General features: G+C 43.8%; 7 protein-coding genes and 1 pseudogene. 2 read left to right on the top strand and 6 right to left on the bottom strand.

Going from position 1 to position 14,885, the window contains the following annotated elements:
* Nucleotides 1-286: 286 nt before the first annotated feature.
* Together avs3b and avs3a are read right to left on the bottom strand one after the other, a co-directional pair.
* Nucleotides 287-1,006 (bottom strand): AVAST type 3 anti-phage protein Avs3b, encoded by a 720-nt coding sequence (gene avs3b / locus M8E35_RS22250; protein WP_252472620.1) that lies wholly within the window; start codon nt 1,004-1,006, stop codon nt 287-289.
* Nucleotides 933-7,232, bottom strand: coding sequence for an AVAST type 3 anti-phage nuclease/ATPase Avs3a (gene avs3a, locus M8E35_RS22245; RefSeq protein WP_252472618.1), 6,300 nt, complete (start codon nt 7,230-7,232; stop codon nt 933-935). The genes avs3b and avs3a overlap by 74 nt, the downstream gene beginning before the upstream one ends.
* A gap of 1,574 nt (nt 7,233-8,806) precedes the next feature.
* Here avs3a and M8E35_RS22240 point away from each other — a divergent pair.
* Nucleotides 8,807-9,670, top strand: a complete 864-nt coding sequence (locus M8E35_RS22240; protein ID WP_252472616.1) for a tyrosine-type recombinase/integrase — start codon at nt 8,807-8,809, stop codon at nt 9,668-9,670.
* Nucleotides 9,663-10,830, top strand: a pseudogene (locus tag M8E35_RS22235) (IS91 family transposase). Before M8E35_RS22240 ends, M8E35_RS22235 begins: the two are co-directional and overlap by 8 nt.
* A 565-nt stretch (nt 10,831-11,395) precedes the next feature.
* Here M8E35_RS22235 and M8E35_RS22230 read toward each other — a convergent pair.
* The 4 genes from M8E35_RS22230 to M8E35_RS22220 all read right to left on the bottom strand — a co-directional run bounded on the left by M8E35_RS22230 (nt 11,396) and on the right by M8E35_RS22220 (nt 13,897).
* Nucleotides 11,396-12,637, bottom strand: coding sequence for a DNA polymerase Y family protein (locus M8E35_RS22230; protein ID WP_252472687.1), 1,242 nt, complete (start codon nt 12,635-12,637; stop codon nt 11,396-11,398).
* 214 nt (nt 12,638-12,851) lie between these two features.
* Nucleotides 12,852-13,526, bottom strand: a complete 675-nt coding sequence (locus M8E35_RS22225) for an SOS response-associated peptidase (RefSeq protein WP_252472614.1) — start codon at nt 13,524-13,526, stop codon at nt 12,852-12,854.
* A 28-nt stretch (nt 13,527-13,554) separates the two neighbouring features.
* Nucleotides 13,555-13,710, bottom strand: coding sequence for a hypothetical protein (locus tag M8E35_RS27055; protein ID WP_373887475.1), 156 nt, complete (start codon nt 13,708-13,710; stop codon nt 13,555-13,557).
* A gap of 19 nt (nt 13,711-13,729) precedes the next feature.
* Nucleotides 13,730-13,897, bottom strand: coding sequence for a DUF5658 family protein (locus M8E35_RS22220; protein ID WP_252472613.1), 168 nt, complete (start codon nt 13,895-13,897; stop codon nt 13,730-13,732).
* Nucleotides 13,898-14,885: the final 988 nt, after the last annotated feature.

Here is a 14,885-nt window from a genome sequence, read left to right as displayed (position 1 = left end):
TTACTATAATAATACGTTGGAGCCTTACATAATGTCAATCAAAAACTTCTTAAAATGTTCAAAAGGTTTATCTAAAGCAGTAAATTATTAAGGGAAATGCTAAAAATATACGCTATAACCCTCCCCCCGCACTAAAACGAGAAAGGACTTTTACCTATGCTTATTCCTTATCCAAGGACCTTTCCAGGCTCAATAAATAACTGAACGATGCTATCAGGGATTTGCGTAACTTCTATTTTGATAAGCCAGCTTGGTTACCATTCTAAATCTCATACTTTTAAGTTTGCTAAACTTCTTTCTTGAGAACGGAGACCACTTCCATAGCCATTTTTGCGAACCCTTCCAGCCGATTGATACGATCCTCTATAATTTTTTTGTCTTTCTCACTCGGTTCTGATGCTTCCATCCTATCTTCCTCTTCAAAAATAACTTGAACCAGTGAAAACTCAGGACCCTCATCAACACCGGCGGCTTGAGCAAGACTAACCCACTCCAACGATTTATTCAGTGCACTTTGCACGGCTTGAGTCAAGCAATAACGGATGAGTATCTTTGCTGAGTAGTCCAAGCCATCAATAAGTTTCAGCCAGGACTTCGTCTCCTCATTTTCATCTGCACTATCTGCAGCAGTCCGCACCGAGCGGAAATATCTCGGTGTATCATCTTCTGGATCCAAACTATCGAGAGTCCGCAGGATCGGTTCTAATTCTTTAAACACACTTTCGCCATTTTGCAGTGTATGCCGGTGCTTCCAAAGGTTCAATATTGCATCACAGCAAGCTTGCATCTTAGCCGCCCGGTCTTCAGTCCCGGCTTTCTCCGCTTCCTGAATCAGCTCCGCAATGTAATGGGCTAACCATCGTCCAAGGGTATCTACAGACTTATCGAAGTCAAGTTCCTTCGTCAATCTCCTGCCCAGTTCAAGCGTCGCTTCACAGCGTACTGATACTGCCGTCAGTCCGGATGAGGAACAGTCGTGCGCTTGGCAAGATGAATCCACTGTCATCATTACCACTCCTTTCCCATCTTGAATAGCGTAATCGCTTTTCGATTTCTACTTCCACGATTAAATCCATCTTTAATTCACGCAAAAGCGCTACGATAAACTCAAGTGATGCTTGAAAACGGTAACCTGTTTCATGCTTCACTTCATCGTTGTCTTTTTCTCGGAAGTGTCCCCATACTTGAGACCACGCAACCTCAGTACCATCGCCCTTAACAAACCATCGCCGATGTTCAGCGTCGGAGTCGAGTTTCATAATTTCAATAATGTGCGGAGCTGGAACCGGTGGCGGATAACTAATATCTCCGCCCCATGGGTCATATTCATCTATGCCGCTATCGCGAGAGCGATCAATAAGCCAACCTTTAAGCTGAAAACCCTCATAGTCGATCTCTAACTCATCATCGGCATCGGGAATCCGATAATCGTGCGGATCGTCCGCGCTTTGTAAAGCTCTTAGCAGGGCCATAGAAGAATCTGGAGAAACGAGTGCGCTATATACACTAACAGTCTCTTCCCGATGCCCCGAAGCCCATGTCCAGTGCCCCCAAAAATTCATTCGACCGTCAGGAGCCGTGAGACTTTGATCAAAGTCTTTCCTTGCAGTGGACCAACGCCAATCGTCCTTCTCCGCCTCATCCTTCCACACTGGTCTTTCAAGCGGAATAGGATCGCGGCGATCTGCCAGCCAGCCGCCATCTTGCCGGGATAGGTCATGCCTACTTATCCAGTTATTAAATTCATCTTCAGAATCTTCAGGGTCGCGATGCACGGGCATCGTCGCCAAAAGTTTCCCGGCTGCCACCATCATTGCATGGTACGGAATATAGAATCTAAGTTCATCAGCACGGGGATATGAACCATGAGAGTGATGCGTTTCCATATCTCTAAATATCTTTCGCCGATGCCGTTCATCTTCACCCCATCCCTTACCTCCGGACATCTGCCAGTTCTCGCGAATCACCTTTGACACTTCTCGCTGGATGCTCGCTTGCGACTTAGCAAAACATTTACCGAGAGGGGCAAACCAATAAGGTCCGAAATCTATACCAAAATAGAACCGCTCATCACTTTCGGTATCGTCCTCTTCTTCAATATCCGTTTTTCCTTTTTCAAAGCGACGATAAGACTTCGATTCGATTGTGGGAAAAGGCGATGAATTGACAGCAGCAAGCTGAGTTCGCAAATCAGCTTGGGATTCTAAGAATCCTGCATCCAGCAGCACAAGAATCGTTCTCTTTGCCAACTCACGAATAAGGACATGAGGGTCTCCGGTAAAGGCCAGCTTAAGCAAAAAATCACCATAGGGGGCAACCCGATTTGGATACTCTTTGGCGGCACGGGCCAAAGCGAATAACAGCCATTGGCGGGCATGCAGCTCATAAAAATACAGATGAGCGTCATAAAAAGCACCGGCTGAGGCACCCTTTGCCAGGAGCATAAGGTGACTAAGAATTTTTTCGTTTCCCAGTTTGCATAGCCCTCGAACCACATGAGCAGCTTCCCAACGCAAACTTGCCTGGGGGGCTGCAAGACTACTCCAGATGTAGCCGGCGACTGAACCTTCAATCTCAGTAGGCGGTTGGAATTTAGATACCCATGGGCCATCACCATCGGTATCTTCAAGAAGGGGCTCGAAAAGATCGAGTCCGAAGGAGAGAGCTTCCAGCGCTTCCTCTCTCGTCAGTTTTGTTGCAAGGAGTCCTACCAATGTAAATAGACGACCTGCATCAGCGACTTCGGCCATTTCACCAATAGCAATCAAGACCTCATCAATGGCCTCGCTTTCAGGAATTCCTGCTAACTCGCAAGCACTCTTTAACGGAAGCTCTTCATCGTACCGGCTTTTTGTAATAGACATGCAGAATCGACGACAAAACGCTTTCAAGGTTTTGGCAATGGCAGATGTGACGGCGAGCCTGCCTTTCCAGTTCTCCGGAAGTTGCTCAAGAAAGACGCGTAAATTATAGAGGTCGAATTCAGTTACATCTGAAATAGCAACGATAAATTCAGCCTCTTTGCCAACTTGTACATGACGGCAGGCTTCTTCAAAAAATCGATCATGATAATACGGTGGCTCGAAATCTTTGAACCGACGATATGCTTTTGAAATATCATTGGCGCTGCTTAAGTCGATGCCCTCAAAGAGTTTGTCCCAGTCACGCTTATCTTTGCTTTCTCGGACGGCAGCATAATCCACACCATGGCTGTTCTTTGGTTTACTGGATTGCTCCTCTCGTTCGCATAAAGTGATACGTCCATCAAGTTCAGGGAGTATTATACCGTACTTGCCTATGATATCCTTAAGTTCGCGCCATCTATCAGCACTTTGCCAGCTCAGTGTCATGTATCGATAGGTAAAATCTATGATATTTTCCTTTTCGGCTTTGCTTGCACAGGTCATCAAAGCGCTCTTGAGCAAGAAGGGCTCGTTCCATTCAGAGCGAAAACAGGTTAATGCCAGAGCGTTTTTGGGCTCAAGGTCACCGCGTGTGACCAGGAAGTTGACTGCAAATGGCAATAACCGTTCCGCCGACCCAAAATCCCGATCCCGCCAACGGCTGAGAATTGCCAGGGAGGACTTCCCGCATAAACCGCAAATCGCTTTGACAGTGGCCCGCCAATCAAAACACTTATCCCGGACGACATAAACATAGGTTAATTCTGCACAACGGGCAAGCCGATATGCAATCAGCGGCTCCGCGTTGTCCTTGAAGGCAGAATGATTAGCCAATTCCAAGAGCGCACCCCATCGATCCAAGTTCTCATCGCCAATCTTGCTGGCAACTTCCACCGCTTGATTGAAATAAGCGATTGCATCTGAGCTGCTTACCGTCAAGACTGCTCTTGCCAGTTTGACATAACTGTCCGATTTGGATTCAGCATCTTCGCGTGCATTTTGGACTATACCAAAGGCTTTGCTGGCATAATCCAACGCTCGTGCTTCCAGCGATGGCGAACGAGCTGCCAAATGCGCAAGATAGGTAAGTGTTGTAGTAAATAACGGGCGTTTAAGGCTGGCGATCCATTGGTCAAATATATCAACCGATACAGAATCAGTTCTTCCTGCTGTCAGTAATGTATCAAACCAGACCCGAGCTATTTCATCCGATGTATCTGATTCCTCCCAGTAATTAATCCTCTTTGCTTTAGCCGACTCGTCTTTGGTTTGGGCGATAGCTTTCTTAAGATCTGCAGGTGATGTTTGACCCACAAAGACCGCCGCCCACAAACGATGCCAGGGGAGAAGTGAGCCGACATATTCTTTAAATTCCCGCGTTTCCTGAGATTCAGAGTAAGGTTTTGAGCCTTCCAGCTCTTTTCGTAATTCATCGTGTGCCAAATCTATTAAATTAAGTTCTTGATTACTCAGAGCCGCTCGTAAGGCATATGCTCGAAGCAGATGAGGCCTCTGGCTGTCAAAACGTGAGGAAAGACCCCTGGGGGGCGATGCGGGTAGGTAGTTTGTCAGAATTGAGGTCAGTTCTTCGGCTGTACCAGTAGATAGTCTATGTGCAGCCTCTACAAACGCAGTAACTGCTCGTATAGTGGTTCCTTCATAATCCCAGTGACTGCCGTCGCTAAATTTAGTCCGCGATTTTGTCATTATGCGAAGCAAGCATTCCACCACATTTTTGGGTGGTATTCTATGAACCTCTCGTAATTCCAGTACAATTGCGAGCATAAGATAGTGATTTTTTCTTGCAGCCAGCGCAAGCTCATCGAGTTCTTGATAGCGACCATGATCAACGAACCGTTTGGCTAGCAATCTTCCAACGCGAAACGAAACTTCGCGTGGTTTCCATCCTCCGATTTCGCGTGCGCAGGGTCTGGGACCATGGATATTGAAAGAAGCTATGGCCATTTCAAGAATATCATCATCCGACACTTCTTCCCGTTTTCGTTCCCCAGCAGGCAGCTGACTCCAATTTCCCAGCCATTCGTAAGCCATCCGTAACCTGGAACGAGCATCACCTAACAGTTCACTTCGTCCGGAAAGCAGTGCTGCTTCATAAGCATGGTGAGATCCAATCCACCCTGAACCAAACGTCCTTCGGGAAACAAGTTCTTGAATACGGTCGGTTTCCAAAAAGCCTGCAGCCAGGTCTGTATTTGCTTGCAGCAACTTGCGCTGCCGTTCATCACCGGCGCTTTCCCCCCCAGCCTTCAACGCCAGTTTTGCTGCATCGGTAAATCTTTTCGCACGCAGGCTCGCTTTAAGGGCAAATTGAAGACGCTGCAATTCAATATCACGTCTCTCAATTGGACTGGCGCTTGGCAGTGCATCCGAGGATAAAGCAAGGGCCATAAGATCTGCGATATGCCCTGCCTCAAGCATTAACTGAGGTAACACGGAAGCAACATAGGCACTGCTTGATGCAAGCGGCTTCAGGCTTGCCACAAAAGCCGCCCAATCGCCTGCCGTTGGCTTAAACCTTTCTCTGAACCAGGTCTCGGCGGGTTCATCGAAAAATTGAATGGTATTGCCTGTTACTAGGAGAGGCCGCCCCAGATCGTAGGCAAAACTCTTGATTGCAGTCTCATCAACCCCGGACATGGACGCCAAAACAGATATTGGAATCAAGGGACGCAAAGCAGCCAATCCTGCGCATATCTTATTTATTTGTTTCTCTTCAACACTTCCTGCTGAATCACGTAATCTTGCGATAGAGCTATCAAGCAAGTTTCCGATTGTATCATCGACAGTGGTTGGATTGGGCCCAAGGGAACGAAGAATCTCGCTCAAAGGAACTTTTTGTGTAAGCGCAAGCGCTTGAACACGGGGATTCTGAGAACTCAAACTGTGGAATTCGTCCATATCTTGATCCGTGGCATCAGGGAAAGCATTCCGCAAATATGCAGCAGTTTCAGTTCGGCTAAAAGGTTTGAGTTCGAGTGGCAAGGCCTCGGGAGGGGGATCAAGATATTCCTGTCGATGTGTTCTGCATAAAGCAATTAAACGAATACCTTCCGAGAGTTTCTCTCTGATTAAGTCACGCACAAAGGAACGCGCTTCGCCGGCTTCCTCTGCCGCCATTTGCGTATTGTCGGCGGCATCAATAATGATGCAAAGAATCGCTTGTGGATTCTTTGACCTAAGCGAAGTGATGCTTTGACTCAGACGATAAAGGAAGGCCCTTACATAGGCTGATGGTTCAATATGAGGACTGGGGACGAGCGGGTGGCACAATCCATCAGAGGCCAACTCATTAGCAATCTGAACGAGAGCATCTTTATGGCGATGGCGATAACCACTGGCGCTACGGTACTGACCGTTGCCAAAACAGTCATAAAGAACACTTGACGAACCCTCAGGTAATCCTAACTTGATGCGCGATGCGAAAACCGACTTTCCCACTCCGCCAGCAGCATGAATGATGATCGGGATACCGTTTGTCTCAGTGATTGTTTGCAAGAGCTCTGCTTCCTGCTCTCGCGGCACCACATTTTCAATGTCTTCGATGCGGCATGGGGCGGGAAACAGACGATCCTCGAAAGTTTTGAGCGCGCGAAGCACATCCGATTTTGTTATAGTCGGATTATCGGCGCTTGAGGAAAGCGCTTTTCTGGTTACTAACTCCTTCAATTGAACAGGGGCATCCACATCGGCATCAACCAAGTAATAACTAATATCCTGGGCTAATAAATTATGTTGATCCCATAGCCCCTCCTGCTCTCCTTCGAGACGCAGCCGTTTACAGAAGCTTGTGAGTGCCGTACCGTTGAGACTGGTGAATTGCTCCAGCTTCGCTAAGTTTCCGGGATGCCGTGCTTGAACGCCCTTGGCCGCATCATAAATAGCTTCTAAAAAATCGGCACTGATTGGGCGATTTGAGACAAACCAAAACTCTAATTTCTTATCTAAATCTACTATTTGAAGATGTTGTTGAATTGCGTTATATCGCTCGGCGAATTTCTTAAGTGTTCTTTCCAGTTCACTTGGTGTCCAAGCCGTATTTGTTCTTACTGTCGAATGTTTGACTTGAATGTATCGGACAAGTGTTGCTTCTTCAAGCTTTTCACTCCCATAATATTCGCCGACATCGATCATTTCTTCACCAGCCGCAATATGCGTTTCTGCATCTATTTCAGATAAAGACGGGCCCTCTATTGTCATTGCTTTCAAGTTGGAGGTGGGGGAAATTAGAAATAGGCAGCGACGAGCAGCCCACAAATAGTGGAACTGATCCCCGTCTCGGCTTGCACGGACTAAATCGGTATTGGACATTAGATGAATCACCTACCCGAAAGAATATTCACTAAAAGATGACACGAAGATTTGGGGTGTACATTTATATATCGATAATATTGTGCACAATGATATTCTACATTTTTCCGTACAATCCTTGTATTTAAAATACAGTAGCGTTTCATAAAGCTAACAGCAAGACAGGTTGTCCCTGGCCTTGAATATGGAGCATTTGCAGCATCGGCCACCCGATACTTATATTTTACGACAAAAGACGGCTTCTGGCATCTGCCAGTCGCCGCCTTTTGTTATTTCTTAGCTGCCTCACTACGACAGCCTCTTCAGCTGCTATTCTTGAGAGAATAAGTAATTCCGAGGCGAAAATAATATCTCATATTTAATAAAAAAAGTAAATTAATGGCAAAGGCGACCTTACACTATATAAAACCCTGCAATTTATAACCACATTTTAGAATCAGTATTCGAACTCGCGACCCTCGTCTTGGGAATTCGATGTCGTTAGTCTTATCTAGTCCTAGGTATTAGTGTTTAAGCCTATCTAATTAATTATTCGTGTAATTAATTAACCTTCTTTCCCCTCTATTTTCGCCTAATTACAAGCTCGTTGTCGTCAATTTGTCGTCAAATATAACAGGAATACAATTTAGAATGTCGTTACAAAATATGTTATTCTTCTGGTCTTCACCCCAATCCATATCTACCCATAAGCTCCGGAATAAAATACGGCCGCAACACTTATCCATAAGTAGGTCTAGGTTGATATACGGTCACTCCAGCAAATCCTCAGGCATGAGAGCGTTGCAACAACATAAGATTTATACACATATTGATGAGCATCAATTGCAGTCTGCTGTCAATTTAAAACCTCTGACCATGATGTTTAACACTGTCATAAGGAATGGGTATATGTAGAATACGAACCATAAAGACACAGTATAAGAATAGCACTAAACTGCTGGCGCGGTGGCGGGAGTAATAGTCCTATGGAACCGATGGTCGGAATCGAACCGACGACCTGCTCATTACGAGTGAGTTAAAAGATATCCTGAGCTATACTGACGAATCACAGAACACAGTCATATGGCGGATTCTGTGGTTTTTAGATTTAGCCATGTACTTAATCGTACTGCATTTTTTGGATCGGGTTGCAACGACGGTTGCAACGGTTGCAGTTATATTTTAATGAGGTAGTGGATTTCGTGTGCATAAGTATCTTGCCTGCGGGGTGGTCATGAATCGGAACCTCTCTAACAGCCGTGTTTGGCAGACCAACAATATCAATTGTCGGGAGGTTTTCCATTCGTTAAATTGGATCCGACTCTAAACAATATGGGGGTCTTAAACATAATATTGGCTACTCAAATGTAAATTTCACACTTATACTTGTTAAAAATGGTTATTGCAACGCTAAGACTACGACTTATCTGCGTTCTCAAATAATCTAGCCAACAGTTCGGAAGCCAGACTAAAGCACTAAACCGCTGGCGCGGTGGTTTCCGTAGCATATCTCTTACTGTTTAATCAAATATTCCTATTAGTTGTTATGAAGCTTTGCCTCTCCTGTAAAACTATTTTGCAGGAGATGATTGAATATGACAAAAGAAGAAGTTTTAGCCAAACTGAAATTCGATGTGGAGCTTCGAGGGTTTAGTAAGCATACCCAGCCTGCATACTATACCAAAGTTAAACTCTTTCAGGAGCACTTCGGTAAACCTGCAACTGATCTAGGTGTAGAGGACGTTAGACAGTTTCTTCATTATCTCACGACAGTTAAGAAGCTTGCTCCCGAATCGGTAAACACCTACAATAGCGGCCTCCGCTTTTTGTATGGCGTAACTCTGAAGGTTAATTTAAACCCCAGACAAGTCCCTCGCCACCGCAAACCATGCAGACTCCCTGACATCCTTACCCAAGAGGAGATACAAGCCCTTTTTAACGTCTGCGACAACCTGCGAGATAAATGCATTCTTATGACTCTTTATGGTGCAGGACTTCGCCTAAGTGAAGTAGCCTCGCTTAAAGTTTCAGATATCCATAGTGATAAAATGCAATTGTTCATCCGCAATGCCAAAGGAAGCAAAGATCGCTATGCTCTACTTTCTCAAACCAATCTTGAGATGCTTAGAGCTTACTGGAAAGCTTACCACCCCAAAGAGTGGCTTTTTTACAGCAGGAATCACACCTGCACCCACATGACTACCAAAGCAATACAAAATCTCTTCCATAAATATGTAAAGAAAGCTAACATCTCTAAAAAAGTTTCAGTCCATACTATGAGGCATAGTTTCGCGACTCACCTGCTGGAATCCGGAACAAGCATTTACCACATCAAGCAACTACTCGGTCACTCAAATATCAACACGACCTGCGTTTACTTGCATTTGGTTAAGATTGAATCTCTGAACGTAACAAGTCCCCTTGATCAGATGGTTGAATCGGACAAAGACAATGGCTGAGGTCCAAGATATCTTCATAAAATACGGCCAAAACTATCGTACTAACCATAAGCTCACTGTCACGCAACATAAGGCGATGTCTGCCATTCAAAAATGTAGAACGTCAGAGTTAGGCGGCCATAAGGAGATTTGTGACAGTTGTGGGCATACCCGTGTTTCTTACAATTCATGCCGCAACAGGCACTGCCCTAAATGCCAAGCTCTGGCCAAAGAGCGTTGGATTGAAAACCAGAAAAGCAATCTGCTCGACATCGGATACTTCCATGTGGTATTCACCATCCCGGATACTCTCAATTCAATGGTCTACCAAAATCAAAAAGCAGTTTATACCCTTATGTTTAAGACCGTTGCTGAAACTCTTACCGATTTAGCTTCTGACAAAAAATATCTTGGTGCAAAGATTGGCTTCACATCGGTTCTGCATACTTGGGGACAAAACCTCATGCACCATCCGCATATCCATTGCATTGTACCTGGGGGCGTGCTATCTTCCCTGGGAAAATGGGTGAATAGCAGAAAGAAATTCTTCATCCCGGTTAAAGTTCTATCCCGAAAGTTCAGAGGAAAATTCCTGTATTACCTTAAACAGCTCTACTACCAAAACAAGCTTGAATTCCACGGAAATCAAACCTATCTTTCCGACGATGAAGAATTCGAAAAGTTGCTCGCAGTCTCTCTATGGTAAAGAGTGGATTGTCTACTGCAAACCACCGTTTAAAAATCCTGCTTGTGTTGTTGAATACCTGGGGCGATATACTCACCGAGTGGCAATATCCAACAAGCGCATCGTTAGCATGGAAAAGGATACAGTTTCCTTCAAATGGCGGGACTACAAAGACGACAGTAAGCATAAGGTGATGACTCTTTCCTCAGAGGAGTTTATCCAAAGATTTCTTATCCACATCTTGCCGAGTCGCTTTATGAAAATTAGGCACTACGGCTTACTTGGTAATCGTAACAAGACAACCAAACTAAAGATTTGCAAACAACTTACCCATACCCCTTTATTAATTGGAGAGAAAGCTACAACCCTCCAACTCATCCAGAAGCTTACAGGATTAGATTTATCTAAATGCCCTAATTGCGGCTCAGATAAACCCAAACGGTTTATGAGCTTGGGTAAATCTCCCCCAATCGCTGTCCAAACTGCATGTATTTAATAAAAAATGCCCTGTTATGGGGAGGGGGAAACTATATCTGTTTCAGCATAATTAACGCTACTTCGATACAATTCCTTCTGAGTTTTACATAAATGTCATATGAATTGGACGGGAGATTAGAAATTCAATCCCCATAGCATTTTCCTTAACCGTCGCGGTTTCGTGCATTGTAATTATCCAAAGTTAGGTAACAGCTTCACCAAATGAACCACTTTCTATTTACTCAAGCTCAAATTCGGAGTTTGAGCTTTTTTACCCCTAACTTCGGATAATTTGCTAGACAAAATTGCTACAAGCCATCTCCCATCATCCGGGCATGAGATGGCTTTTTCCACTCTGATCTAGAATTCAACTAATTCCCTATACATTCCTGCCAGATACTACTATTATCAGAAAATAATTATCATAGCGACAAAAACGCGTGTGGGCGTAGTTTTATAGCCCAATAAATCTACTGAGCTAGTATCTGAACAGTGCTTCTCATTTATTGCAAGCAGAAGTACTGGCGAGTATTTTTCACTCGCCAGTATTAGGTTCGATCATAACCACATCTAGTTTTTCCACTCTATAAAACACTTGACATCATGGGGTATTCTTCATCATCAATAGTCCCTCCAGACCGGAATCGTACCCCACTATTCAGAAACGATGAGCGAAAAACTGCATCTGGTCCAAACCGTTCTCGAATTGAATCGACCGTACGATCAACAGCTCTCTGTTTTTCGTAATCCCTCTCGAAAAGAGAAAGCTGCATAAAATAATTTCTGCATAACTCAGAAACTCGAACTCCAAGATGTCGAATCGGCTCTCCTTTCCACAACTCGTCAAAAAGTTCGCAAGCAATCTCATGAATTGCATTTGTGCAATCTTTCGCTGATGCTAACTTTCGTTGATGAGAGCAAGAATAGAATTCGTTCGTCTTTATGGAAACCGAAACTAAACAAGCGCAGTATTCTGCTTGACGTAACCTTGATGCTACAGTTTCAGTCAGAGAAAGCAAGACTAAATGTGCCGTTGTCTTATCTTCCACATCAAAAGAAATTGTCGTTGAGTTGCCGATCCCTTTTATCATTGTTCTACGATTTTCTCTGACTGGCGATATATCGTTTCCGTTTGCATAGTTCCACACTAACACTCCATGACTTTTCAAAAAAAGCTTAAACATCTTTAGATCGGCTTGTGCTAAGTCTCCGATAGTATTAATGGCTCTACTCCGCAACTTTTTCGCAGTCGCCCTCCCTACCATGAACAGTTCTTCGATGGGGAGACACCACATTTTATCAGCAATCTCATGTGGGAAAATGGTATGTACTTTGTCTGGCTTTTTAAGTTCACTTGCCATCTTGGCTAAGATTTTATTGGTAGAGATCCCGATATTTACCGTAAACCCAAGCTCCTCTTTGATGCGCTCTTTAATTATATAAGCAGCTTCTACGGGGTCAGCATAGATCCTTCCCATATTCGTGAAATCTATAAAATACTCATCTATAGAATACTGCTCGACCAGCGGCGAATATTCTCGAAGAATATCACCAAAAGCACGACTGCATTGCATATATAGACCATAGTTAGGTGGTACTATAATCAACTCAGGACACTTCGCTTTGGCGGTGTAGATGGTTTCACCTGTCTGTATATTATATTTTTTTGCAGGAATCGATTTAGTCAAAACAATACCATGTCGTGTTTCTGGATTACCCCCTACAACGGAAGGAACGGTCCTTAGGTCCAGAGTATGGCCATGTTGAATTCTGTGAACAGCCTCCCAGGAAAGATAGGCTGAATTTACATCTATATGAAAGATAATCCGATTACCTACTGCTTTTCACCTTCATTTCGAACATTTGTTCCTATTTTACCAAAACAGGAGTTCTTAATAAAGGAGATTCATTCGCCAAATTATAGCAGTAAGCTCCCCATCCGTGATGGAGAGAGCTTATTCCTGTAATTTTTAGGTGTCAGCAGATACCCTTTGAAAGTGACTGCGGAGTTCACTGAACCATAAATATTCTTTCAAGATCCTAAAACAGACTGTTTACTGGAACCATACATTCAGGTCCATCGTTGCGTGGAGAATTCACCAATGGTGATACCTCGTAAGCAACCATCCCTTCCGCTGGAAAAGGCGTCAGCAAATCTCTGACTTCACGGCTAGGGAGTGTACCCCCATCCAGCCAAAGCGACTCCATACCCTGTGGCAATATTACAGGCATTCGGTTGTGTATTGGCTCCATCAACTTATTAGGCGTAGTCGTGATGATCACACATGAGTTTATCGTTTGGCCTGTAGGTGACAACCAAGAATCCCATAGACCAGCGAAGGCAAATGGTCTGCAATCTTGCAACGTGATTCTATAGGGTTTCTTGATACGCCCTTCTTTTTTCCACTCGTAAAAACCGTCTGCCAATACCAGACAACGTTTTTGCTCAAAAGACTTGCGAAAACTCGGCTTTTCCTCCAAGGTCTCTGCTCGGGCATTGATCAATTTATTTCCGATGCTCTCATCTTTAGCCCAATAGGGTATCAGCCCCCACCGAAGCATTAGTAGACGGTTGCCCTCATTTTGATGGACCACCACGGGGACTTGTTGAGATGGCGCAATGTTATAGCGTGGCCCAAACTCAAATTCAAGTTGGACTGGAGCAAAACGTTCTATAATGTCTTTGGGCTTGGAAAAGGAATATCGACCACACATCTAGCTTTCATCCTTTCTACAACGCTAGTCATGAATTAAAAATCCAATAAACATGAAATATCATCACAACCGAATGTACGATCAAAAGTAGCCCCAATGAGCAAGTAACAAACTTAAGCGATCTATTCCTTATCCTCCATAACACAAAGCCTAAAATGAATGGTAGTAACAACTTGACAGCCATAAATGCAATGGGGCTCTTTTCAATTAGCCCCTTCCATCACCGGATTAGCTTCTTCGATGGCGCGGAGTCCTAATCCCCATAGGGTCAATGCACCATCGAGTAGACTAAGGATTAAGAACATAATAGAACCGACGATGATTAGTTTTCCCCTTGTCCATAACCTGAATCTCAACTTTTTACCCAACATCAGGAGTAGTTTCCTTATGTTTGATTTTTCGAGTGTAGTTTTTATCTGATTTATGGGGGCGAGTACCAGTATTGAAGAGAGACCTTGTTCTCGGCTTACGGACTAGCTTTGATTTCTTTTTCATTCTTCTTGCCCTCCGATTTCACAAAGCAAACTTCGAAGCGTTCAGTTTTGAAATACTAAATGGCGAGCATACAATCACTTATTTATATTCTTCAAGGTATACCTATGAGTAATTTAATCAATTTGGAAAGTTCCTTGAACAGTGGTTATCCGCTTGCTTCATCAAATCGAAGAATACCGTTTCTGTGTTATTAACTACCGCTCCCATGGATGACTTAAATGTTCAGAAACACGGCTAAACGCCCCACAAAAGCACCCTAATCACTCCAACTGGCTTTTCAAATTCCTTTATGCTTCATGAATCGAATAGATACAAAGTAAGGCTAACTCTGACCAGCTTGTAATAAATAAAGAGCATTATAATAGTAAACATTCCTTTAAAGCAGTGATTAAAATCAATGTTACTGCGCAAAGACATAAATCTTCTAAATAAGTTAGTTAGGATGTTTAACAAAAACTAAATACGGGCTAATGACTACGATCATTAAACTCGACACTGGGCGATGTCAGTTGGTTCGAGACTACCTTTTTACAATCAACATCTCTCTTAAAGAATCAAGATGAAAACATTCGAATATCTCCGTTCCTTTACTTCAATGATTAAGCCCAAATAAAACGCCCATTCAAACCACCATAGAAGGTTTCACAAAACAAGCACGTTCACTAGAGCCATCAAAATCAAAAAAAACTTAGCATTTAGGATGCCCCTACAATATTTGCTTTTACGTGAACGACAGAATTGCCTCCAAATGCCGATCGCCACCGTATCTAGGTAAAGCTCATCAATCTATAGTGGCTCGGATGTAAAGACAAAAAGAATCAAAAAGATAATGTACCAGATATTTCATATTAATAGTATTCCTTT

It is taken from the genome of Desulfosporosinus nitroreducens, from assembly GCF_023897015.1.
GTDB lineage: Bacteria > Bacillota > Desulfitobacteriia > Desulfitobacteriales > Desulfitobacteriaceae > Desulfosporosinus > Desulfosporosinus nitroreducens.
This window is presented reverse-complemented; position numbering and strand designations above follow the sequence as displayed.

Excerpts from the sequence above, each read along its gene's own strand:
- avs3b (WP_252472620.1), bottom strand. The coding sequence starts at position 1,006 with ATGACAGTGGATTCATCTTGCCAAGCGCACGACTGTTCCTCATCCGGA.
- avs3a (WP_252472618.1), bottom strand. The coding sequence starts at position 7,232 with ATGTCCAATACCGATTTAGTCCGTGCAAGCCGAGACGGGGATCAGTTC.
- M8E35_RS22240 (WP_252472616.1), top strand. The coding sequence starts at position 8,807 with ATGACAAAAGAAGAAGTTTTAGCCAAACTGAAATTCGATGTGGAGCTT.
- M8E35_RS22225 (WP_252472614.1), bottom strand. The coding sequence starts at position 13,526 with ATGTGTGGTCGATATTCCTTTTCCAAGCCCAAAGACATTATAGAACGT.
- M8E35_RS27055 (WP_373887475.1), bottom strand. The coding sequence starts at position 13,710 with ATGGCTGTCAAGTTGTTACTACCATTCATTTTAGGCTTTGTGTTATGG.
- M8E35_RS22220 (WP_252472613.1), bottom strand. The coding sequence starts at position 13,897 with ATGTTGGGTAAAAAGTTGAGATTCAGGTTATGGACAAGGGGAAAACTA.